General features: G+C 75.0%; 14 protein-coding genes. 5 read left to right on the top strand and 9 right to left on the bottom strand.

All coding sequences use genetic code 11. From position 1 onward, the window contains the following. Positions 1-5 precede the first annotated feature (5 nt). Both AC3IYJ_RS32315 and AC3IYJ_RS32310 read right to left on the bottom strand, forming a co-directional pair. Positions 6-4,022 (bottom strand): hypothetical protein, encoded by a 4,017-nt coding sequence (locus AC3IYJ_RS32315; protein WP_489398045.1) that lies wholly within the window; start codon positions 4,020-4,022, stop codon positions 6-8. 273 nt (positions 4,023-4,295) lie between these two features. Then, positions 4,296-5,027, bottom strand: coding sequence for a helix-turn-helix transcriptional regulator (locus tag AC3IYJ_RS32310; protein ID WP_489398044.1), 732 nt, complete (start codon positions 5,025-5,027; stop codon positions 4,296-4,298). Between the two features lie 172 nt (positions 5,028-5,199). Between AC3IYJ_RS32310 and AC3IYJ_RS32305 the strand changes: the two genes are divergently transcribed. Next, positions 5,200-6,483: a COG1470 family protein gene (locus AC3IYJ_RS32305; protein ID WP_489398043.1), complete on the top strand. Its 1,284-nt coding sequence runs from the start codon at positions 5,200-5,202 to the stop codon at positions 6,481-6,483. A gap of 27 nt (positions 6,484-6,510) precedes the next feature. On the opposite strand, the gene AC3IYJ_RS32300 is transcribed toward AC3IYJ_RS32305, so the two are convergent. Next, positions 6,511-9,141 (bottom strand): helix-turn-helix transcriptional regulator, encoded by a 2,631-nt coding sequence (locus AC3IYJ_RS32300; RefSeq protein WP_489398042.1) that lies wholly within the window; start codon positions 9,139-9,141, stop codon positions 6,511-6,513. A 115-nt stretch (positions 9,142-9,256) separates the two neighbouring features. Between AC3IYJ_RS32300 and AC3IYJ_RS32295 the strand changes: the two genes are divergently transcribed. Then, the gene (locus tag AC3IYJ_RS32295) at positions 9,257-9,793 is read left to right on the top strand and encodes a GNAT family N-acetyltransferase (RefSeq protein WP_489398041.1); all 537 of its coding nucleotides are present in this window, start codon (positions 9,257-9,259) and stop codon (positions 9,791-9,793) included. Here AC3IYJ_RS32295 and AC3IYJ_RS32290 read toward each other — a convergent pair. Further along, on the bottom strand, positions 9,754-10,413 hold the full coding sequence (locus tag AC3IYJ_RS32290; protein ID WP_489398040.1) for a cysteine hydrolase family protein: 660 nt from the start codon (positions 10,411-10,413) through the stop codon (positions 9,754-9,756). The genes AC3IYJ_RS32295 and AC3IYJ_RS32290 overlap by 40 nt on opposite strands. Before the next feature lie 204 nt (positions 10,414-10,617). Here AC3IYJ_RS32290 and AC3IYJ_RS32285 point away from each other — a divergent pair, with 204 nt between their 5' ends. Together AC3IYJ_RS32285 and AC3IYJ_RS32280 are read left to right on the top strand one after the other, a co-directional pair. Continuing rightward, a complete protein-coding gene (locus tag AC3IYJ_RS32285; protein ID WP_489398039.1) occupies positions 10,618-11,613 on the top strand; it encodes a GlxA family transcriptional regulator in 996 nt (331 codons plus the stop codon). Then, positions 11,610-14,594, top strand: a complete 2,985-nt coding sequence (locus AC3IYJ_RS32280) for a SpoIIE family protein phosphatase (RefSeq protein WP_489398038.1) — start codon at positions 11,610-11,612, stop codon at positions 14,592-14,594. The genes AC3IYJ_RS32285 and AC3IYJ_RS32280 overlap by 4 nt, the downstream gene beginning before the upstream one ends. Before the next feature lie 59 nt (positions 14,595-14,653). On the opposite strand, the gene AC3IYJ_RS32275 is transcribed toward AC3IYJ_RS32280, so the two are convergent. The 3 genes from AC3IYJ_RS32275 to recQ all read right to left on the bottom strand — a co-directional run bounded on the left by AC3IYJ_RS32275 (position 14,654) and on the right by recQ (position 19,620). Next, positions 14,654-15,247 carry a GNAT family N-acetyltransferase gene (locus AC3IYJ_RS32275; protein ID WP_489398037.1) on the bottom strand — a complete coding sequence of 198 codons (594 nt, stop codon included), beginning with the start codon at positions 15,245-15,247 and terminating at the stop codon, positions 14,654-14,656. Positions 15,248-15,312: 65 nt separating this feature from the next. Continuing rightward, positions 15,313-17,364, bottom strand: a complete 2,052-nt coding sequence (locus AC3IYJ_RS32270) for a SpoIIE family protein phosphatase (protein WP_489398036.1) — start codon at positions 17,362-17,364, stop codon at positions 15,313-15,315. Between the two features lie 111 nt (positions 17,365-17,475). After that, on the bottom strand, positions 17,476-19,620 hold the full coding sequence (recQ, locus tag AC3IYJ_RS32265) for a DNA helicase RecQ (protein ID WP_489398035.1): 2,145 nt from the start codon (positions 19,618-19,620) through the stop codon (positions 17,476-17,478). 154 nt (positions 19,621-19,774) lie between these two features. Between recQ and AC3IYJ_RS32260 the strand changes: the two genes are divergently transcribed. Beyond that, entirely contained in the window at positions 19,775-20,545 is a 771-nt protein-coding gene (locus AC3IYJ_RS32260) for a maleate cis-trans isomerase family protein (RefSeq protein WP_489398034.1), read from the top strand. On the opposite strand, the gene AC3IYJ_RS32255 is transcribed toward AC3IYJ_RS32260, so the two are convergent. Both AC3IYJ_RS32255 and AC3IYJ_RS32250 read right to left on the bottom strand, forming a co-directional pair. Beyond that, a complete protein-coding gene (locus tag AC3IYJ_RS32255) occupies positions 20,542-21,081 on the bottom strand; it encodes an O-acetyl-ADP-ribose deacetylase (protein ID WP_489398033.1) in 540 nt (179 codons plus the stop codon). The genes AC3IYJ_RS32260 and AC3IYJ_RS32255 overlap by 4 nt on opposite strands. Positions 21,082-21,116: 35 nt before the next feature. Continuing rightward, on the bottom strand, positions 21,117-22,541 hold the full coding sequence (locus AC3IYJ_RS32250; protein WP_489398032.1) for a phytoene desaturase family protein: 1,425 nt from the start codon (positions 22,539-22,541) through the stop codon (positions 21,117-21,119). Positions 22,542-22,565: the final 24 nt, after the last annotated feature.

The following is a 22,565-nucleotide window of genomic DNA, read 5'->3' as shown; positions in this document are numbered from 1 at the left end:
CCGGATCACCTGCGCCACTGGAAGTTGTCGGGCTGGAGCACCCCGGGCACCACCAGGAACGGCTCCGACACCTCCGTGAACAGCGGCGGGGTCACGTCCGCGTGCGCGGCGGTCAACTTCCGCTCCCCCAGGGTGTCTTGTACGAGGATCAGCACCGGGGCCGTGAAGCTGCCGTCGGCCCCCACCACCACCGGCGCGGAGGCGACCGTCACCCCCCGGTCCCAGCGCAGGGACACGGTCACTCCGGGCGGGAAATCGCTCCCGTGCGCCTGGGTCACCGAACCGGGCGGCCCGAGGACCGGATCGAGCTCCAGCACGGGCTGCCGTACGGTCACCTGCGCCGATCCGGTGTCGTTGGCGGGCTGGGCGTCCGTACCCGTGGTGGTCACGGTGGCCGTGATCGCTCCGGTCAGCGCCGGCCCCGCCGCCAGCACCAGCTGTACGGTCAGACGCGCGCCCGGAGCCAGGTCCTCGACCGGGCAGCCGCCCGCGCCCACGCACCCCGGCCGGGACACGGAGTCCACCCCCAGGCCCGGCGGCACGGTGAGGGCGAGGGTCAGGCCGGTGGCCGGGCGGGCTCCGAGGTTGGAGAGCGTCACCTCGGCGGTGACCCGGCCGCCCGTGTAGGCGGTGCGCGGCGTGGCGGTCACCGAGACGGCCGGGTCGGCGTAGCGGGTGGGGATCGGCGGCGGGGCGGCTTCGACGACGATCGGCGCCGAGGCGGTGTTGTTGGTGGGGTTGCTGTCCCCTCCGGCCGTGACGACCGTCCCGGTGGCGTTGCCGCTGAGGGGGGTCGCCGAGGACACCACCCGGGTCACCGTGGCCTTGGCTCCGGGGGCCAGGTCGCCGAGCGCGCATCCGGCGGGCGGGCAGGCGGGGGTGGCGGAGACCACGGTCATGCCGGCCGGCAGCACCGGGGTCAGCAGGACCGCCTTGGCGGGCGCGTCGCCGAGGTTGGTGACCTCGTAGACGACCGTGGACTGCTCGGCGGTCGTGAGGTGGCCGGGGGTGGCCGTGACGGTGACGGCGGCGTCGGGTCGGCGCGGGTCGACGAAGGTCAGGTCGACGGCGGCGCGGTCGTTGTCCGGGTTGCCGTCCTCGCCGCGCCGGGTGGTGGTGGAGGCGGCGCCTTCGACGGTCCCGGAGAGCCCTTCGGGCGAGGTGTACTCCCAGCCGGCCTTCTTCTCCTCGCCCGGTTTGAGCGCGCCGAGCGCGCAGCCGTCGGCCGGGCAGGCGGTTCCGGTGACCAGGGCCAGTCCGGGCGGGAGGGTCATCTTGAGGTGGACGTCCTCAGCGGTCGCGGTGCCGGCGTTGCGGACCGTGAACTCGACCTTCGTCCGCTCGTTGATCTTCAGCACGGACGGGACCGCGGTGGCCGTCACGACGAGGTCGGGAACGACCACGGTGACCACGATCGCCGCCTGGTTGTCGGCCGGCCGGTGGTCGGGCAGCCCGCTCTCCACGGTGGCTCGGGCCTCGTGCGCGCCGAGCGCGGTCCCCTTGACCGGCACGCGGACCGTGCCCCTGCCCCGGTCGTCCGATGCCAGTGTCCCTAGATCGCAGACGAGTTGAGCGGTGCAGCTGCCGCCCGAGGGCTCGGCGGGCCCGGCCGGCTCCAGCCCCGGCGGCAGGGTAATGCGCACCTTGGTGCCGGGCGAGGGGGCGATGCCCCGGTTGTGCAGCTCCAGTACCAGCTCGGTCGTGTCGCCGAGGAGCACGGTGGCGTCTGCGCCGGTGAACCGGACGGACAGGTCGGCGCTCGGCTCCCAGGTGGGCCCGCGCTGGCTGACGCTCGTGGTCCCCGGGAACATTTCCGCGTAGTCGTCGGCGCCGCCGTCGTTGCCGGGGTCGATGACCAGGATGCGGCGGTCGTACCGGCCGGAGGCGGACATCCGCAGCACGTCCATGGCGAGGCGGCCGCCGCCCGGCGACCAGGCCGGGTCGTCCGGCTCGTGGTAGGTGGCGTTCGCGGGCGGGGCGGGTGCCCGCGTCGGGCAGGAGGCCTGGCGGGGCACGAGCCCCCGGCACTGCTTGCCGTCCGGGGAGGCCAGCACCACCGTGCGCGTCTCGGGGTCCGGGTCCCCGCTGGCGACGGCGGCGGGCTGTGTGACGGCCGGCTTCGCGGCGGCGGGCTGCGGCTCAGGTGTCGCGGCCGCCTTCACGGAGGTCTTCCTCGCGGTGCCGGCCCTGTTGAGGGTGTTGTCGACGTAGTGATTGCGCCGGACGAAGGCCAGTCCGCCGCCCCTCGGATCGTAGACGGGCCGGCCGTCGATCACCGAGCAGTCGGCCCCGCACTGCGCGCCGGTCACGTCGAACGGGGCCGAGCCGTCGGCCGCCTTCGCGGTCCAGACGTGCCGGTCCGGATACCCGCTGGGCGCGCCCTCGTCGGCCACAACCGCGGCGACTCCGTCCGAGGTGCCCCCACCGCCTCCCGCGACGGGCGGCACGGCGGGCGGCGCCACGGACGGTGCGACGTGCGGTTTCTGCCTCTGGACGCACCGGCTCCAGCGCGAGAAGGCCAGCCGCGCCCCGTCGGGCGACCAGCTCGGCTCCAGGTCGTCCGAGGTGCAGTCGTACCCGGCCTCCGCGCGCCGGGGCACGGTCGCCACCAGATTCCAGTCCGCCGGCTTGGCGGAGGAGACGTCGACGACCGCGATCTCGGTGCGCGGGTTGGGGTTGGACTCGGTGGGTACGGGCCTGCGGGCGAAGGCGAGCCGGGTGCCGTCCGGGGACCAGGAGGGCCGGGTCTGCGTCTCGCCCGCGTTCATCCCCCGGTAGGTCAGCTGCCGTGCCTCCGCGAGCGCGTCCGGCTCCCCGATCATGATTTCCGTCGGCCGGACGAACCGTGCCGCCGCCAGCTCGTTCGAGCCGAGGACGCGTACGAAGGCCATCCGGCGCGCGTCGGGAGCGTAGGCCGGATCCTCGAAGTCGTACTCCGAGCCCTGCGCGGCCCGCAGTTGCACGCGGTCCACGGGCACGGCGGCCCGCTGACGCTCGATGTCGGCCGACTCCCAGTCCTCGCCCGCGAGCAGCGGCTGCGGCCGGGCGGCCCCGGCCGGCGTGTACCAGCCGACGTTGTGCGCTTCGAGGGGCACCACGGTGCCGGATTCGAAGAGCGCGGTGCCCGGACACCCCGTGCAGGGCCTGGCGGGGTCGACGTAGTACGGCTCCCCGAGCAGCATGAGCAGCGATCCCCCGTCGGGCCGCCAGGCCAGGTCGAGCCGGCCGCCCTCGCCGCGCTCCCCGTGGGCGAGGATCTCGGGCGCGCTCTGGCCGCCGCCGTCGGCCGGGACCGCTTCGAGGTCGAAGCCGCCGTTGGCGTTCGAGGAGAGGTACGCGATGCGGTTCCTGCCGCCGGGTTCCCATACGGGCACCCGCGCGTCGTCGTCCGTCGGCGAGACCCGGACCGCCGGTCCGCCGGCCAGCGGCCGTCGCAGGGCCTCGCCGCCGTGCGCGTAGACCAGTTCGGTGGAGTCGGGCGACCAGTCCGGCCAGTCCGCGTCCTCGGCCACCTGGCGCAGGCCGCTGCCGTCGGTGCGCACCACCCAGACGCCGATCGGGTGGTCGCCGCGGCCACCGCGGTCGTCGCAGCGGTAGCGGGTGGCGGAGCTGCCGTCGCCGGGGTCGTTCTCCCAGGAGACGAAGGCGATCCACTGCCGGTCCGGGGAGAGCACCGGGTCGGCGATCCGCCAGCCCTGACGCCAAAGGACCTGGGTGGCGGGCCCGTTGCCGGTGCGGCGCTGGATCCCTTCGCCCAGGCCGCTCCGGTCGCTGACCCATACGAGGTCGTCGCCGCGCGCGGCGGGCTGGCAGTCGTTGCCCGCGGTTCCGGCGGGGAGCAGCGGGGCCAACTCGCCCCTCGCTCCGACCGTGTTGACGGTGTGGTGCGGGCCGTCGCCGACGAAGGCGAGCCGACCGGGGTCCGGGGCGTCCGCGGGCGCCGCCAGGGGCGCGGCCGGGGCGCGGGCCGGCGCCACCGGGGGTACGACCCCCATCAGTCCCAGGGCCGCCACCAGCACCATGGACCGCCCGAACCTGAAGCCACCTCGTCGCCCAGCTCGTCGCACCTGCGTCCCCCCGACGTGTCCCCCCGTCCCCCGCCCGCCCCCGGGGCGGGCCGACGGCATCCGGATAGCCCTCCTCACCGCAACCGTGGCGCGCGGGGTGCCCCGGCCGTAGCCCAGGGCGGGGCACCGTTGCGGGTAACTCCCCTTGCCCTAAGGGGCATTCATGGCCCTTGTCCGGGCCGCCGTCCGGCCCTCGCCCGAGCCCTCGCCCGGACGAGGGCCCGGACCTCAGATGAACCCCTGCCGCATCGCGTAGGCCACGGCGTGCGAGCGGTTGCGCAGCTGCAGCCGGGTCGTCACATCGTGGAGGATGTTCTTCACCGTCCGCTCCGAGAAGGCCAGCGTGCGGGCGATCTCCGCCGTGTCGCTGCCCTCGGCGACCAGCCGCAGCACGTCCACCTCCCGGGGCGCGAGCCCGGTGAAGGCCAGTCCGCGCGGGTCGAGCACCTGCCGCTGCAACCGGCCGACCTGGTCCAGCAGCCGTCCCAGCAGGTCCGCCGGGACGCTGCCCTCGCCCCGCGAGGCCGCCATGATCACCTGGACCAGCCGCTCCCCCGAGGCCTCGGAGCGCCGCACCACCCCCACGACCCCGCATTCCACGGCGGCCACCAGCCCGGCGTCGTCGATCTCGGTGACCACGAGCACGATCCGCGCCTCCCCGACGGAACCCGTGCCCGCCGCCGCGCCCGCACCGCCCGGCCCCCCGCCGGGCCCGCCGATGCCGTCCGGCGCGCCCCGCTGGGCCCGGCGCAGCGTCTGCGTCTCGCTCTCCCCCACCCGGTCGGCGGCGACCACGGCCACGCACGAAGCCCCGTAGGCCTCGTACGGTTCGTCGTCCCCCAGCAGCCGCACCTCGGGGCAGTTGCGCAACTGCCCGGCGAGTCCGGCCCGCGAGATCGGGTCCTGGGCCGTCAGCCGTACCGGGATCCGTTCGGCCCCGCTCTCCCCTTGATAGCGCATGACGCACACCCCCCAGCTCACCGCGGGAGCCCCACCTGCCCGCGTGTACACCCAGTGAACACCCGCGCAGTCAGCAGGCACTCCACACGGACTCAACGGGCAACACGGCTTGCCCCCGGATGTGTCCGTACGGGTGCGGACCCGCCTTCGCCCCGCTCCCTACCGTCCCTTCATGACCACTTCCGCTCATCTGGACGCCTCCCCGGCCGCCGTCATGCCCGGGGACGAGATCCGGATCCCGCTGGAGCTGCGCAACAGCGGCAGCATCGTCGAGGCCTACGGTTTCGAGGTACTGGGGCCGGCCGCGCCGTGGACGGTGGTCGAACCAGCCACGCTGTCCCTCTACCCGGACACGGCCGGCACCGTCCACCTGGTGGTCAGGCCGCCCCGGGACTCCACGGTCCCGCCGGGCGAACTCGCCTACGCGGTCCGGGTGCTGCCGCGGGAACAGCCGGAGCACAGCACGGTGCCGGAGGGCGTGCTGGACATCGGGGCGTACGCGGACTTCGGCGCCGAACTCACCCCGAGGCTGAGCCAGGGCCGTACGGGGGCCCGCTTCCAGCTCGCGTTCGACAACCGGGGCAACCACCCCCTGACCATCTCGCTCTCCGCGAAGGACCAGTCGGACGCCCTGCGCTTCACCCTGCCGTCCACGGCGACGGTGGTCGGCCCCGGCCAGGCCGCGTTCGTACGGGTCCCCGTGCGCCCGCGGCGCCGGATGTGGCGCGGCATGCCCGCCCCGCACCCGTTCCAGGTGACGGCCGCGCCCGCCGAGGACGGCGTGGCTCCGGCGGTCCTGGACGGCACCCTGCTGCACCGGCCGATCCTGTCGGCGACGGCCCTGCGGGCCCTGCTCGCGGTCGTGGCACTGCTCGCGGCGCTGGCGGTGCTCTGGTTCACCCTGCTGCGCCCGGCGGTGCGCAGCGCGGCGAAGGAAGCGGTCAAGGGCCCGGTCCAGGCGGCCGAGTCGAAGGCGGCCGAAGCCAAGGAAGCGGCGGACCGGGCGGCGGCGGGAGGTGGCGCAGCCGGGTCCGGGGGCTCCGCGAAACCGTCCCCCGGCCCGTCCGCGGGCGCCTCCCCGGGAACGGGCCCGGCCCCCCAGGCCCAGGCGAACCTGTTCTCGACCCGGCTCACCGCCGAGGCCGGGACGGGCGCGAGCAGGTCGGCGACGTACACCGTCCCGGACGGCAAGGTGCTGCGGCTGACCGACCTGGTCCTGGAGAACGCCCAGGGCGACGCGGGCACGGTGACCTTCTCGGTGGGCGGAAAGCCGCTGCTGGCACCGGCGTTGGAGAACTTCCGGGAACAGGACTTCCACTGGGCCTCGGCCCTCCTGGCGGGTCCGAAGCAGGAGATCACCATCACCCTGTCCTGCCGCACCATCGGCCGCCCCCCGGCGGCCCCGGCCCCGACGACCTGCTCCTCCTCGGCCCTGCTGAGCGGCACCCTGGAGTGAATCCGGGCCCGGCCACCGCTAAGGCGCCTAAGGCGCCAGTACCGCCGCCAGGTCCGTCCGGCCCGGGATGCCCAGCTTCGCGTAGATGCTGGTCAGGTGGTTGTCCACGGTCCGGGGGGACAGGCTCAGCCGCCCCGCGATCGCCCGCGAGGCCAGCCCCTGCGCGGCCAGTGCCGCGATCTCCCGCTCCCGGGGGGTCAGCGCCGGGGCGGCCAGGCCGGCCAGGGCCGGCACGGCCGACAGCGAGAGCCCCGTGCACCGCGCGGCCAGCGCGTGCGCTCGGGCCGCCGCGGCCCGCGCGGCGGCTCCGCCCGTCGCCACCCCGGCCGCGCCGGCCGCCGCCTCCGCCGCGAAGAGCCCGTAGCCGAGGCGCTCGAACTCTCCTGCCGCCTCCCACAGTCCGGGCCCGGAGCGTCCCGCGAGGGCCGCCACGTGCGCCGCGCAGGCCGCCGCCAGCGCGCCCTCGTGGGCCGAGGCCACCTCCCGCATCCGGTCGGCGACCGCCCGCGCCCCGGCCACCCCGCCGAGGCGGGCCGCGTCGTGCAGGGCGAGGAGTTCGAAGCCCGGGAGCCCGGCGGTGCGCGCGCCCTGGGCCGCGCCCCGCGCCAGTTCGGCCGCCCGCGTCACCCGGCCCCCGGCCGCCGCCACCCACGGCCGGGCCAGCTCCGTCCAGCGGTCGAAGACCACGGGCGCGGCGGTCGCTCCCCGGTCGGCGGCCGCAAGGTACGTCTCGGACCGGGCCACGTCGCCGGTGAGCGCCGCCGCATGGGCCGCGCCGCCGAGGTGGGAGGTGTCGTAGTAGCCGGAGCCCCGGGCCGCGATGCCTGCCCGGAAGCGGGTCAGCGCCGGGCCGGGCCGTCCCCGCCAGAGCAGGACCGCCCCGTACAGGGCGTCCACGGAGCGCTCCGCCACCGGCCAGTCCCCGCGCCGCAGGAGCAGTTCCGCGAAGCCGTCGGCGGCCCGGTCCGCGCCGTCGAGCCGGCCCGCCCAGAACTCGGCGGCGAACTGCGCCAGCCGCAGCCCCAGCACCTCGGCCGGTTCCCGGCCCAGTAGTTCCCCGGCCCGCAGGACCTCGCGCCGGGCCTCCTCGGGGCGGCCGGTGTACGCGTGGGCCACGGCCGTCGTCGTCAGCAGCACCCCGGTCCGTCGGGTCTCCCCGTCGCCCGCGCCCTCGACGAGTAGTCCGGCGGCCAGTTCCAGCGCGGCGCCGTAGTCCCCCTGGGCGCCGACCAGCGCCACGCGCCTGGCTCCGGCCTCCCACCGCAGCGCCGGGTCGGTGACCTGCGACTCGACTTCGCGCAGCACTTGTTCGGCCGCGGCGAAGCTGCGCAGTCCCCAGCTGAGCCCGTGGGCGCGCAGGACGGCGTACCGGATGCGGTGGAGTTCGCTCATGGGCGACCCGGCGCATTCCCAGAGCACCTGCTCGGCCTCTTCGTAGCGTTCCGCCCAGCTCAGCGCCTCCGCGAGGAGCAGCGCCGCTTCCGTGCCGCCGCCGCAGTCGCGGGCCGCGGCGGCCAGCCGTATGGCGGCGACCGTGTCGTAGTCGGCCCAGGCGTCCCGGGCTCCGGCCAGCAGTGGCGCCGGGTCCTCGGTCATCCCGCCGGCCAGTCGCCACTCGGCGATCCGCAGCGTGTCGCCGGCCCGTCGGGCTCCGGCCGCCTCCACCGCCCGTACCAGTGCCCGGTGATGACGCCGGCTACGTACGCGGGGGCAGCGCGCGGCGGCCACTTCGGCGTACAGGGGGTGCGCCGTACGGACGTAGGTGCGCCGGCCTTCGTCGGCGACGGCGAGCAGTCCGCGGGCCTCGGCCTCCTCCACGACCGCCGCGTCGGCCATGCCGAGCAGCAGTGAGATCTCCAACGGCTGTCCGAAGGCCACGATTTCGAGCACTTCGCGCAGTTCGGGCCGGGTCTGGCCGTAGCCGCCGACGCGGTTCTCCACCAGGTCCGCCGTGCGGGCGGAGGGCGGGCCGGGGACCAGGCCGGGGGGTGTCCCCCACTGTCCGTCCTCCAGGCACAGTTCGCCGCCGTCCACGGCTGCGAGCACCAACTCCCGTAATAACAATGGGTTTCCCTGGGACCGTTCGTGCAGCCTGGCGGCCGCCCGGTCGGCCACCTCGCCGAGCGCCGCCGTGAGCAGGGCAGCCGTTTCGGCGGGGGTGAACGGCGGCAGTTCGAGCCGGTCCAGCAGCCGGTCCTCGGTGAGCCGGCGCAGCCCCTCCGGAGCCCCGGCCCCGGCGCGGACGGCTGCGAGCAGCCGCACCCGGCCGTCGCGCACGAGGCGTTGCAGCAGGGCGGCGGACATGGGGTCGAGCAGGTGGGCGTCGTCCACGCAGATCACCGCCCCGGCCAGGGCGTCCGCGGCCCACCGCCAGCGGTTGCCCTCGGGGGCCATCCGCTGCGGCAGCAGCGGGGCGAGTGCGCCGAGCGGTGTGCTCCGGGCGGCCTCCGAGCCCTCGGCGACGAGCAGTGCGGCCGGTTCGGGCAGGGTCCGGCGCACTTCGTCGATGAGCCAGGACTTCCCGGCCCCGGCGGCCCCGACCAGCAGCACCCCTCGCGGGCCGGCCGGCGCGGACCCGGCCACGACGCGCCCGGTCAGCGCTCGGCGCGCCCGGTCCAACTCCGCGGCGCGCCCGTGGAAGGGCCAGGAGACCACCATGCGCCGATGGTAGGACCGCGCGTGCCGCTCCCGAGACCCCCCGCGACCGAAACCCGCTGCCGCTGGTGGAGTTGTCAGCCGTGCGGGTGACACGTGCGCTGACTAGGGTGCCCCCATGGACGACCCACAGGCTGACGGCTTCGCCGACCCACTGCCGACCGAACGGCTGCTGCTGCGTCCCCTCGATCTCGCTCTCGCCCGACGGATCGCCGCGGGCGTGGCGGGTCCGTGCGACCGCTGGGAGCCCGGCTACCCCGGCCCCGCGGACCGCACCGGAGCCGAGCGGTTCCTGGAGGTACTGGCCGGCCACGGGGATCCGTGGCCCTACGGGGCGTACGAGATCGAGCGCCGCGAGGACGGTCTGGCGATCGGCGGCGCCGGCTTCCACGGCCCGGCCGACGACCACGGCAGGGTCGCGATCGGCTATGGCCTGATTCCGGCGGTCCGCGGTCTGGGCTTCGCGGCGGAGGCCCTGCGCGCGCTGCTGGATCACGCGCGGAGCCACGGGGCGGCGGGAGCGGACGGGGACACCGCCCTGGCCAACACGGCCTCGCAGCGGGTGATGGCGGCCGCCGGGATGGCCCTGGTCCGGGAGGACGACCGGCTGCGGTACTACGCGGTGACCTGGGTGCGGGCCGCCGAGAGCAGCTGAGCGGTGGTGACGATCCGCGCGAACCCGCCGCCCTGGAGGTTGACGGCGGTGGCGGTGCTGAGCTGATCGGCCGTCAGCCGAAGGGCGACCGGGCCGGTTTCGGAAGCCCCCTGCGCCCCGGCGCCTTCGCCCGCCGCGGCCTCCGGCTCCGTCCCGAGGTCGAAGGTGTGGGTGGCGTCCAGCGGGACGAGGACGTCGTAGCCCAGGTTGCCCGCCATCCGGGCGGTGGTCTCCACGCACATGTTGGTCTGGATTCCCACCACGACGAGCTGCCGGACGTCCTGGCCGGTGAGCCAGTCCGCCAGGTCCGGGGTGCCGTAGAAGGAGGAGTTGACGGACTTGGTGATGTGCAGGGCTGCCTGCCCGGATCGCTCGGCGACGAACTCCTTGAAGGCGTAGCCGGGTTGGTCCGGAGCCAGGACGGAACCGGCGGCGCGCGAGGCGTGCTGGACCAGTACCACCGGGCGGCCGGATTCCTGCCAGAGGTCCATCAGGGCCGCGATGTTGGCCTCGGCGGCCGGGTTGTTGCGCGGGCCCCAGAAGGCCGGGGCGTCGAAGCCCTTCTGGACGTCGATGACCAGCAGGGCACTGTTCACGGCGATCTCGATCTCGTTCTTCATGTCTCAATCCTCGAACGCCGGCGGGTCCCGCAACAGCGGCAGCCGGGACCGGAACCGATGGGATCCTGCCAACCTGGCAGCCGCCCGGCAGTCGACCCGAAGCCGACCGGAAGCCACCCACCGGAATTCCGAAAAATCCCTCCCGCCCAGGTCAGAGCCCCTTTCGACCCCCAGAGGCCCGAAAGGCCGTGGCAGACTCACGCCATGCACCGCGTTGCGATCGTCGTCCAGCCCGGTATCCGCGCCTTCGACCTCGCCGTCATCACCGAGGTCTGGGGTCCCGACCGGGGACGGCTCGGAGTCCCGCCCTTCGAGCTGCGCCGGTGCGCCCTGTCCCCCGGCACGATCCCCCTCCCGGGCGGGCTGTCCCTGACCCCGGACCGGGGGCTCGACTGGCTCGTCGGCGCCGACCTCGTCGTGGTCCCGGCCCTGGCCCAGCCCTGCGATCCGACGCCCGAGCCGGTGCTCGCCGCCCTGCGCGACGCCCATGCCCGCGGGATCGCGGTGGCCGCCCTGTGCGCGGGCGCGTTCATCCTCGCCGAGGCCGGGCTGCTCGCGGGGCGCCGGGCCGTGACGCACTGGTCGCTGGCCCCGACGCTGGCCGGCCGGCACCCCGCCGTGCTCGTCGAGGAGGCACCGCTCTACGTGGAGGACGACGGGGTGTGGACCTCCGCCGGGGTCGCCTCCGGGATCGACCTCTGCCTCCACCTGGTCCGCCGGGCCCACGGCGCCGAGGCCGCCGCCGCCATCGCCCGCTCGATGGTCACGGGCCCCTTCCGCACCGGGGACCACGCCCAGTACCTGGACCGCCCGACCCCGGCCGCCGACCGCACGGCCGAGGCACTGGCCGCCGTACGGGAACGGGCGCTGGGGCGGCTGCGGGAGCCGCTGGACGTGACCACCCTGGCCCGGTGGGCCGGAATGTCCCCGCGCTCCTTCGCCCGGCACTTCGCGGCCGCCACCGGCACCACCCCGCACAAATGGCTCCTCGGCCACCGTCTGGACGAGGCCCGCAAACTGCTGGAGCGCACCGACCATCCGGTCACCGAGGTGGCCCGGCTGGCCGGTTTCACCAGCGAGGTCACCTTCCGCCAGCACTTCACGGCACGCGTCGGGACGAGCCCCCGGGCCTATCGCGCGGCGGCTACCGCGGCGGAGCCTCCCCCAAACCCCACCGACAGTGTTAGAAATGGCTCATGACCGGACGTTTTGGCCCACCGAGGGGCCCTGAAGGGGCGCCCGAGGGCGGGCCGGGGGACGGACCGCCGTCCCGGCCCGCCCCGGGGCCCCCGTCCGGCACGCACGAACCCCCTCCGGCGCCCGCTCCCGGACCCCCGCCGGACGCGCACGAAACCCTGCCCGGCGCCTCCTCCGGCGGAGCCTCCGGTCCGGGCCCGGGGCGGGCCGCGCGCAGGCTCGTACGCCGGTTCACGCACCGGCTGACACACCCCTTCTCCCGGCTCTTCGCCCGGCTGTCGCTCGGCGCGCGCAGCGTCGCCGGCCAGGTCTTCGCCCTCCAGGCCGTCATCGTGCTGGTCCTGATCACCGCCGCCACCCTGGCCCTGTTCTTCCAGGCCCGCTACGACGGCCGGCGCGACGCCCGCAACCGGTCACTCGCGGCCGCCGAGGCCTTCGCCCGCGGCCCCGGCCTCCCGGCGGCGCTGAAGTCCCCCGACCCCACCGCCGCGCTCGAGCCCCTGGCCGAGGAGGCCCGCCGGGCCTCCGGCGTGGACTTCATCGCCGTCATGTCCAAGGACGGGATCCGCTACACCGACTCCCGTCCCGAGCTGATCGGCCAGCGCGCCGTCGGCGACCTCTCCCGGGCCGTGTCCGGGCACGCCTTCACCGAGACCTTCAAGGGGAAGCCGAGCGACGCCGTCCGCGCCGTGGTGCCCGTACGGGACTCCTCGGGCGCCGTCGTCGGCCTGGTCGCCACGGGCATCGAGGTCGCCAACGTCGGCGGGGTGGTCCGCGGCCAGCTGCCCCTGCTCCTGGGCGCCGCGACCGGCGCACTGCTGCTCGGCACCGGCGGCGCCGCCCTGGTCAGCCGGCGCCTGCGGCGCCAGACCCGGGGGCTCGGCGAGGCCGAGATGACCCGGATGAACGAACACCACGAGGCGGTCCTGCACGCCGTCCGCGAGGGCGTCCTGATCATGGACGCCGAGGGCCGGCTCGTCCTCGCCAACGACGAGGCCCGCCGCCTCCTCGCCCTGCCGCCCGACGCGGAACAGCGGCACGTCGGCGATCTCGGCCTCGACCCGCGCACGGCCTCGCTGCTGGCCTCCGGGCGGGTCGCCACCGACGAGGTCCACCGGGCGGGCGACCGGCTCCTGGCCGTCAACGTACGGCCGACCAAGCCCTACGCGGGCCGCCCCTCGGGCACCGTCATGACCCTGCGCGACTCCACCGAGCTCGCCGCGCTCTCCGGCCGGGCCGCGGTGGCCCGCGACCGCCTCCAGCTGCTCTACGACGCGGGCGTGCGGATCGGAACCACCCTGGACGTGGTGCGCACCGCCGAGGAACTGTCCGAGGTCGCGGTTCCGCGGTTCGCCGACTTCGTCACCGTGGAGCTGCTGGAGCCCGTGCTGCGCGGCGAGGAGCCCACCGTGGGCGGGCACACCGAGATGCGGCGGGCCGCGATGAGCGGGGTCCGCGACGACCAGCCGCTGCAACCCGTCGGGGACATCATCCGGTTCGTGGTGCCGACCGCGCCGATGGCCGCGGCCCTGACGGCGGGGCGCGGGGTCCTCGCGGCCGATCTGGACTCCGCCTTCGGCTGGCGGGCCCAGGACCGGGACGGGACCCGGGTGGCCCTGGACTACGGCTTGCACTCGCTGATCTCCGTACCGCTCCAGGCCCGCGGGGTGGTCCTGGGCATGGCGAACTTCTGGCGGTCGGAGACCCCCGAGGCCTTCGACGAGGAGGACCTGTCCTTCGCCGAGGAGCTGGCGGCGCGGGCGGCCGTCTCCATCGACAACGCCCGCCGTTTCACGCGCGAGCACGCGGTGGCCGTGACCCTCCAGCGCAGCCTGCTGCCGCGGGCGCTGCCGGACCTGAGCGCCGTGGACGTGGCCTTCCGCTACCTGCCCGCGAAGGCGGGGGTGGGCGGGGACTGGTTCGACGTGATCCCGCTTGCCGGGGCCCGGGTGGCGCTGGTCGTCGGCGACGTGGTGGGGCACGGGGTGCACGCCGCCGCCACCATGGGCCGACTGCGGACCGCCGTGCACAACTTCTCCACCCTCGACCTGCCGCCCGACGAGCTGCTGGGCCACCTCGACGAGCTGATCGACCGGATCGACCAGGACGAGTCCGCGGGGGACGGCGGATCCGGGGAGGGCGAATCCTCGGGCGTCACGGGGGCCACCTGCCTCTACGCGGTCTACGACCCGGTGTCCGGCCGCTGCACCATGGCCAGCGCGGGCCACCCCGGCCCGGCCCTGGTGGGCCCCGACGGCCGGGTCGAGTACCCCGAGCTGCCGATCGGGCTGCCGCTGGGCGTCGGCGGGATGCCCTTCGAGGCCGCGGAGCTGCACCTGCCCGAGCCGAGCCGGCTGGTGCTCTTCACCGACGGGCTGCTGGAGGACCGCGACCGGGACTTCGACACCGGCCTGGCCATGCTGACCGAGACCCTGGCCCGGCCGGACCGCAGCCCCGACCAGGCCTGCGCCGACGTACTGGCAGCGCTGCTGTTCCCGGCGCCGAGCGACGACATCGCCCTGCTCATCGCGGACACCCGGCGGCTGGCGGCCGACCGGATCGCGGAATGGGAGGTGCTGGCGGACCCGGTGGACGTCTCGCGGGTCCGCCGGGCCGGGGCGGCGCAGCTGGCCGCGTGGGACCTGGAGGACATCTCCTTCACCGCCGAGCTCATCCTCAGCGAGCTGATCACCAATGCCATCCGCTACGGGACCGCCCCGATCCGGGTCCGGCTGCTGCGCGACCGCACCCTGATCTGCGAGGTCTCCGACGGCAGCAGCACCTCCCCGCACCTGCGGTACGCGGCCACGACCGACGAGGGCGGCCGCGGCCTGTTCCTGGTCGCCCAGTACGCGGAGCGCTGGGGCACCCGTTACACCGAGCGCGGCAAGGTCATCTGGGCCGAACTCCCGCTGACGGGCACGGTGGAGCCGATGCCGCCGGCCGTACTGGACCTGGACGCCCTGGAGGACCTGGCCTGGTAGCGGCGGCAGTGGTGGTGTCCGCCGCCCGGAGCCGGGCGCCCGGAGCCGGAGCCGGGTGCTCAGAGCCGCGCGCTCAGCCGTGCCTTCGCCTCGGGCCATTCGTCGGCCAGGAGGGAGAAGTAGACGCTGTCGCGCCAGGTGCCGTCCGGGCGGCGGCGGTGGCGGCGCAGGACGCCCTCGCGGCGGGCGCCGAGACGGGCGATGGCGGCCTGGGAGCGGGTGTTGAGGTGGTCCGTCTTCAGCTGCACACGGCCCATTCCGAGGTCTTCGAAGGCATGGGTGAGCAGCAGCAGCTTCGACTCGGTGTTGACGGCGCTGCGCCAGTACGCGCGCCCGTACCAGGTCCAGCCGATCTCCAGGCGCTCGTTCTCCGGGCTGATGTCGAGGTACGTGGTCCAGCCGACGGCCCGGCCGCTTTCGAGGTGGATGACGGCGAAGGGGAGGTAGATGCCCCGCTCCGCGTCCGCCAGCACCGAGTCGAGCGTGGCGCCCAGCTCCTCCTCGGACTGCGGGGCGGGCCCGCCCTGCCACTGCCACACCTGCTCGTCGCGGCCGCCGGCCACGTACAGGTCGGGGAGATGGCTCCGGGTCAGGGGCTCCAGGCGGACGTGACGGCCGGTGAGCGTGATGGGCGACGGCGACTTGGCAGACATGGAGGAGAAGATAACCGCCCGTTGCGCTAGACACAAAGGATTATTGCACTAGTGCAGTATCGGGTTCAGCTGGTCCGGGCCAGCAGGACCGCCACGTCGTCCTGCGGGGCCTCCGGGAGCAGGCGCGCCAGGATGGCGTCGCACAGGGACTCCAGCGGCTCCTGCGCACCCTTCAGGGCCTCCGCCAGACCCGCCATGCCCTCGTCCAGGTCGCGGTCCCGCGACTCGATCAGGCCGTCCGTGTACAGCACGAGCAGGCTCCCGGGAGCCAGCCGGACCTCCACCGTGCGGAACTCCCGACCGCCCGTGCCCAGCGGGGTGCCGGTCGGACCGTCCAGGAAGGTCACCTCCCCGGTCGGCGTGATCATGGCCGGCGGGGGGTGCCCGGCGCGGGCGATGACGCACGTGCCCGTCGCCGGATCGTGGACGGCGTAGGCACAGGTGGCCATCTCGTCCTCGCCCAGGTCGGCCACCACCGCGTCCAGTGAGCGGAGCATCTGCTCCGGGGCCACGTCGTGGCGCGCGAGCGTCCGTACCGCCGTGCGCAGCTGGCCCATGACGGCGGCGGCGTGGATGCCGTGGCCCATCACGTCGCCGATGACCAGGCCGGTCCGGCCGCCCGGCAGCTCGATCACGTCGAACCAGTCGCCGCCGACGTCGTGGTCGCTGGCCGGCAGGTAGCGGCCGGTCAGCTCCAGGCCGGTGACCTCGGGCAGCGCGTTGTTGGTGAGGCTGCGCTGCAGCGTCAGGGCCGCCGCGCGCTGGGTGGTGTACATCCGGGCGTTGTCGATGTTGAGGGCGGCTCGGGCGACCACCTCGTCGATGAGCACGCAGTCCTCGTGGTCGAAGGGCTCGCGCCCGCGCTCCCGGGTCACCACCACCACCCCGAGCACCTGACCCCGGGCCACCAGCGGGACCATCCGGGCGCAGCCGAGGGTGGCCAGGTACGCGCGCAGCGCGGCCGCGCGCGGATCCCTGATCAGGGCCGGGATGTCGGCCGTGAAGAGGTTCATCGGCACGCCCTCGCTGATGACCTGCTCGTAGGCGGTGCCCGCCGGGATCTGGAAGGTCTGCCCGGGGACCAGCCTGGCCGTGGGCGCGCCGGGATCCGGGAACAGGGCGGCGAGGCGCCGGAGCACGCCCCGGGTGGACGCAGCGGCCTCGTCGGGTTCCAGGACCGCTTCCAGCAGCTGTACGTCCGCCGAGTCGGCGAGCCGGGGCACCAGCACCCCCGCGAGCTCCTGGGCGGTCTGGCTCAGGTCCAGCGTGGTGCCGATGCGCGCGCCGGCCTCGGACAGCAGCGCGAACCGGCTGCGGGCCCGCTCGGCCTCGGCCTGGGCGCGCTGCCCGTCGGTGATGTCGATGAGGGAAGCGATCAGGCCGAGCGGCCGCCCGGAGCCGTCCAGCAGCGGGGCGTACGAGCAGGACCAGGTCCGGTCGTGGTCGGGGTCGGCCGGGGTGCGGCCGGTGCGGCGGACGTCGACGACCGGGGAGCCGCACTCCAGCACCTGGCGCATGAGGTGTTCGAGCGCGGTGGCGTTGACCCCCGGCACGACCTCGGTGAGCCGTTTGCCGACGTGCTCGGCGGCGGACACCCCGTTCATCCGGGCGAGGGCGTCGTTGACCCGCAGGAAGCGCAGGTCGGTGCCGAGGGTTCCGAGGCCGATGGGCGACTGGGTGAACAGGCTCTGGAGCGCGGCGAGCGAATCGCGCATCCGCAGGACCTCGGAGGTCTCCACGGCGATGAGCATGGCCCCGGTGCGCCCCTGCGGATCGGGGGAGGGCAGGATCCACATCTCCATCGGGACGCGGTGCCCGTCGCGGTGGCGCACGGGCAGGGTGCCGCCTACGGTCTCCCCGGCCTGGACCCGGCGGGTGAGGTCGGCGGCGAGCTCGTGGTTGCTGTCGGGGACCAGCACGTCGGAGCCGAGCCGGCCGAGGATGTCCTCGGGGCGGTGGCCGAGGAGGTCCTGGGCGGCCAGGGACCACTCGACGACGCGCCCGTCGGCGTCCTCGCGCCACAGGGCGATCGGCAGCAGCTCGCTCAGCACGCCCGCGTACCCGACCGCAGCCACCGGCCGGTCCGGTACCTCGCTCGTCTCCTGGTACGTGTCCAATGCGCCGACCTCACCCCAGGGGGCCCGATTCCTACCGATTCACCCTATCCGAGGCTCCGGCCACCGGCGCTGTGTCGGTTCCGCGCCCGGGTCGCGGCGCCCGCGCCCGGGTCACTCCCAGTCGTCCCACGGCGGGTCCATCTCCTCGTCCCCCGGTCCGAAGAGCGACTCGCTCTCCTCCGGTGCCGGAGCCCTGCCCGCCGGGGCGGCCACGACACTCGGCGCGGCCGCGGCCGCCCGGGCCGGCGCGGCCGACCGTACGGGCGCCGCCGCCCGTGCCGGGACGGCTTCCGGCGCCCTCGCCGGTGCCAGTACGGACACGGGCACGGGCACGGGCACGGGCGCTGGCACGGGCGCGGCCGCCTCCGCCCCGTCGGCCCCGGCCCCGTCTTCGGCTCCGGCTCCCGCTTCGCCCAGGGTCCGCAGGATGCCCTCGGCGTACTTGGCCAGCTTCGCCTCGCCGACGCCGCTGATCGTTCCCAGCTCCGCGACCGTGCCGGGCAGCTGCGTCGCGATCTCGCGCAGCGTCGCGTCGTGGAAGACGACGTACGCCGGCACGCCCTGCTCCCGCGCCGTCTCCGCACGCCAGGCGCGGAGCGCTTCGAAGACCGGCAGCGCGGCCGCCGGCAGATCGACCGGCACCCGGGCGCCCTTCCCGGAGCGGGACCCGGACTCCTTGCGGGCGGAGCCGGCGGCCGGCGCGGTCTCCTTGCGCATGGACAGGGTGCGGCGGCCCCCGAGCACCTCACCGCTGGCCTCGGTCAGCACCAGGGTCCCGTAGTCCCCCTCGACCGCCAGCAGCCCGAGCGCCAGCAACTGCCGCACCACTCCGCGCCATTCCGCCGTGCCCAGGTCCGCGCCGATGCCGAAGACCGAGAGCCCGTCGTGGTCGAACTGGATGACCTTGGCCGTCTTCTTGCCCTGGAGGATGTCGATGATCTGGCCGGCGCCGAACTTCTGCCGCCGTTCCTTGGCCAGCCGCCACACCGTGGACAGCAGCTTCTGCGCCGCGACCGTCCCGTCCCAGGATTCGGCCGGGGCCAGGCAGGTGTCGCAGTTCCCGCAGGGCTCGCCCGACTGCCCGAAGTACGCCAGCAGCCGCACCCGGCGGCAGCCGACCGTCTCGCAGAGCGCGAGCATCGCCTCCAGGTGCGCGGTCAGGGAGCGGCGGTGCGCGTCGTCCCCCTCGGAGCCCTCGATCATCTTGCGCTGCTGGACCACGTCCTGGAGGCCGTAGGCCAGCCAGGCCGTGGCCGGTTCCCCGTCGCGGCCGGCGCGGCCGGTCTCCTGGTAGTAGCCCTCGACCGACTTCGGCAGGTCCAGGTGGGCCACGAAGCGCACGTCGGGCTTGTCGATGCCCATGCCGAAGGCGATCGTGGCCACGACCACGACCCCGTCCTCCCGCAGGAACCGCGACTGGTTCGCCGCACGCGTGCGCGCGTCCATCCCCGCGTGGTACGCCACGGCGTCGATGCCCTGCTCCACCAGGGCGGCCGCCGTCTTCTCCACGGAGGCCCGCGAGAGGCAGTAGACGACCCCGGCGTCACCGGCGTGCTCGGTCCGGATCAGCTCCAGCAGCTGCTTGACCGGGTTGTTCTTCCCGACGATGCGGTACTGGATGTTCGGCCGGTCGAACCCGGCCACGAAGTGGCGGGCCTCCCCCAGGCCCAGCCGGGCGGCGATCTCGGCGTGCGTGGCCTCGGTGGCGGTCGCGGTCAGCGCGATGCGCGGCACCTTCGGCCAGCGCTCGTGCAGCATGGACAGCGCGAGGTAGTCGGGCCGGAAGTCGTGGCCCCACTGGGCGACGCAGTGCGCCTCGTCGATGGCGAAGACCGAGACCGTGGCCCGGTCGAGGAGCCGCTGCGTGCCCTCGGTGCGCAGCCGCTCGGGGGCCAGGTAGAGGAGGTCGAGCTCGCCGCCGAGGAAGGCCCGCTCGACCTCGCGGCGCTCGTCGACGCCTTGGGTGGAGTTGAGGAACCCGGCCCGCACCCCGAGCGCGTTCAGCGCGTCCACCTGGTCCTGCATCAGGGCGATCAGCGGCGAGATCACCACGCCCGGACCGTCTCTGACCAGCGCCGGAATCTGGTAGCAGAGCGACTTTCCGCCGCCGGTCGGCATCAGCACGAGCGCGTCGCCGCCGCCGACGACGTGCTCGATGATCTGCTGCTGCTCGCCGCGGAAGGAGTCGTACCCGAAGACGCGGTGGAGCACCTGCAGGGCATCGGGGATCTCGGCTGCTGCTTCCGGAGTGGTCATCCCAGAAGCCTAGCGACCTCTTCGAACACATCGGTCCGGATCCCCCGGCCCTGTGGACAACCCGGAGGGGCCCGCGGCGGCGCGGCCCGGCCGCGGGGAGGCCCGAGCGGTGCCAAAGTGGGACATCTCCGCCAGCCTCCGAGAGGAACGCGCGATGTGGCAGCCCGACGGGTGGGACGTACGCGTCCGCCTCGGTGTCCTCACCCCGCACGCCGACGTCGGCCCCGAGTCCGAGCTGCGGGCCATGGCCCCGGCCGACGTCGGCCTGCACACCGCCCGGGTGCCGTTCGGCGCGATGGGGCCCGGCGGAGCGATGGACCCCACCATCCCGCTCGCCCCCGTACGGGCCTTCGCGGAGCCCCCGCACCTGGACGAGGCCGCCGAACTGCTGGCCGCCGCGCCCGTGGCGGTGATCGCCTTCGCGTTCACCAGCTCCGCCTACGTCATCGGCCCGCGCGGCGAGGCCCACATGGTGGCCCGCCTGGAGCAGCTCACCCGCGGGCTGCCCGTGGTCGCCACCTGCGCCGCCGTGGTCCGGGCGCTGCGCGCCCTGGGGGCCGGCCGGATCGCCCTGGTGGACCCGCCGTGGTTCGACGAGACCCTGAGCGACCTGGGCCGGGGCTACTACGAGGACTCCGGGTTCGAGGTCCCGTACGCCGCCCCCTGCGGCCTCCCCAGCGGGCAGACCCTGATCGGGCCGCGGGCGCTGCACGACTGGGTGGCGGCTCAGGTCCCCGACACGGCGGAGGCGGTCGTCATCGGCGGCAACGGCTTCCGCGCCGTCGGAGCGATCGAGGCCCTGGAGGCCACCCTGGGCCGCCCGGTCCTCACCGCGAACCAGGTGCTCCTCTGGGCGGCCCTGCGCACGGCCGGCTCCCCGACCACCGCCATCACCGCCTACGGCCGCCTCTTCGCGACCTCCTAGGCCGTCTCCCCGGTCCCCCGGGACGGCTCGGCCAGCGCCGCCGCGAAGGATTCGTAGGCGCGTTCGTCGAAGAGCACGAAGCGCACCTCCTCGACCTCCGTCCGGGCCGCCCGTACGGTCTGCACCGCGATCCGGGCCCCGTCGTCCATGGGCCACCCGTAGATCCCGGTGGAGATCGCCGGGAAGGCGACGCTACGGGCTCCCAGCTCGTCGGCGACCCGCAGCGACTCCCGGTAGCAGGAGGCCAGCAGCGCCGAGCGGTCCTCCTCCTTCGACCAGACGGGCCCGACCGTGTGGATCACGTGCCCGGCCGGCAGCCGACCGGCCGTGGTGGCGACCGCCTTGCCCGTGGCCAGGCCCTTCCCGTAGTGGGAGCGGCGCAGGTCCTCACAGGCGGCGAGGATCTCCGGGCCGCCGCGCCGGTGGATGGCTCCGTCGACCCCGCCGCCGCCGAGCAGCGAGGAGTTCGCCGCGTTGACCACGGCGTCGGCCTCCTCGGCGGTGATGTCGCCCCGGACGAGGGTGATGCGCGGCATCGGGATTCCTTCCTTCGGGAGAGGTGCGGGCGGTCTCACATGCCCTGGACCGAGCGCAGGTGCCGCCAGACCGCCTTGGCGGCGTTGTGGCCGGACATGCCGTGCACGCCGGGGCCGGGCGGGGTCGCCGAGGAGCAGAGGAAGACCGCCGGGTGGGCCGTCGAGTACGGGGACAGGGTGAGCTTGGGCCGCAGCAGGAGCTGGAGACCGGAGGCGGCTCCGCAGGCGATGTCCCCGCCGATGTAGTTGGGGTTGCGGGCGGCGAGCTGCGGCGGGCCCGCCGTGGCGCGGGCCAGCACCAGGTCGCGGAAGCCCGGGGCGAAGCGCTCCAGTTGGCGTTCGACGGCGTCCGTGAGGTCGCCGTCCCAGCCCGCCGGTACGTGACCGTAGACCCAGAAGGTGTGCTTGCCCTCGGGGGCCCGGCCGGGGTCGACCAGGCTGGGCTGCGCGGCGATGAGGAAGGGGGTCCGGGGGGCCCGCCCGCCGGAGGCCAGCTGCAGGGCGGCGTCGATGTCTCGGGTGCGCGGGCCGATCTGGACGGTTCCGGCCCGGCGCGGCTCCTCGGCGGTCCAGGGCACGGGCCCGTCCAGGGCGTAGTCGATCTTGAATACGGAGGCGCCGTACCGGTAGCCGTCGTAGACCCGGCCCAGGCGCGCGATACGGGCCAGCGCGGTCGGCGAGGTGTCGAAGACGTACGCACGGGCCGGCGGGAGGTCGTCGAGCCGCTTGACCTCGAATCCGGTGTGGACGGTGCCTCCGAGCTCGCGCAGGTACCCGGCGAGGGCGTCGGAGATCGACTGCGAGCCGCCGCGCGGCATCGGCCAGCCGTTCGCGTGCGCGGCCAGCGCGAAGACGAGGCCGACGGCGCTGGTGCCGATCCCGCCCAGCGGGGCGATGACGTGTGCGACGAGCCCGGCGAACAGGGCGCGGGCCCGGTCCTCGCGGAAGCGGCCGAGCAGCCAGGTGGACGGCGGCAGTCCGGCGAGCCCGAAGCGCGCGAGGGTGAGCGGATCGCGGGGCAGCGCGGTGGACGGCAGCGACATGAAGTCCCGGGCGAGGGTGTCCCATTTCCCGAGGAAGGGCTCCACCAGCCGCCGGTAGGTCCCGGCGTCGCGCGCCCCGAAGGAGGCGGCCGTCTCCGCGACGGAGCGGGAGAGCACGGCCGCCGTGCCGTCGTCGAAGGGGTGCGCCATGGGCAGCGGGGCGTGCAGCCACTCCAGCCCGTAGCGCTTGAGCGGCATGGTGGCGAAGACCGGCGAGCCGGCTCCGAGCGGGTGCACCGCCGAGCAGGGGTCGTGCCGGAAACCGGGGAGGGTGAGCTCCTCGGTCCGGGCGCCGCCGCCCACGGTGTCCGCGGCCTCGAAGACCTCCACCGAGAAACCGCGCCGGGCCAGCTCGACGGCGGCCGTCAGCCCATTGGGCCCGGCCCCGACCACAACCGCATCGAGAATCGACGGCACTTGCGACTCCTTCGTCCGGTGGCG

This window comes from Streptomyces sp. GL_140, from assembly GCF_057834465.1.
Note: the sequence above shows the minus strand (reverse complement) of the source record. Positions and strands in the feature narration are given on the sequence as shown.

Bases quoted from the DNA above. Each gene is read 5' to 3' on its own strand.
- AC3IYJ_RS32315 (WP_489398045.1), bottom strand. From the start codon at position 4,022: ATGGTGCTGGTGGCGGCCCTGGGACTGATGGGGGTCGTACCCCCGGTG.
- AC3IYJ_RS32310 (WP_489398044.1), bottom strand. From the start codon at position 5,027: ATGCGCTATCAAGGGGAGAGCGGGGCCGAACGGATCCCGGTACGGCTG.
- AC3IYJ_RS32305 (WP_489398043.1), top strand. From the start codon at position 5,200: ATGACCACTTCCGCTCATCTGGACGCCTCCCCGGCCGCCGTCATGCCC.
- AC3IYJ_RS32300 (WP_489398042.1), bottom strand. From the start codon at position 9,141: ATGGTGGTCTCCTGGCCCTTCCACGGGCGCGCCGCGGAGTTGGACCGG.
- AC3IYJ_RS32295 (WP_489398041.1), top strand. From the start codon at position 9,257: ATGGACGACCCACAGGCTGACGGCTTCGCCGACCCACTGCCGACCGAA.
- AC3IYJ_RS32290 (WP_489398040.1), bottom strand. From the start codon at position 10,413: ATGAAGAACGAGATCGAGATCGCCGTGAACAGTGCCCTGCTGGTCATC.
- AC3IYJ_RS32285 (WP_489398039.1), top strand. From the start codon at position 10,618: ATGCACCGCGTTGCGATCGTCGTCCAGCCCGGTATCCGCGCCTTCGAC.
- AC3IYJ_RS32280 (WP_489398038.1), top strand. From the start codon at position 11,610: ATGACCGGACGTTTTGGCCCACCGAGGGGCCCTGAAGGGGCGCCCGAG.
- AC3IYJ_RS32275 (WP_489398037.1), bottom strand. From the start codon at position 15,247: ATGTCTGCCAAGTCGCCGTCGCCCATCACGCTCACCGGCCGTCACGTC.
- recQ (WP_489398035.1), bottom strand. From the start codon at position 19,620: ATGACCACTCCGGAAGCAGCAGCCGAGATCCCCGATGCCCTGCAGGTG.
- AC3IYJ_RS32260 (WP_489398034.1), top strand. From the start codon at position 19,775: ATGTGGCAGCCCGACGGGTGGGACGTACGCGTCCGCCTCGGTGTCCTC.
- AC3IYJ_RS32255 (WP_489398033.1), bottom strand. From the start codon at position 21,081: ATGCCGCGCATCACCCTCGTCCGGGGCGACATCACCGCCGAGGAGGCC.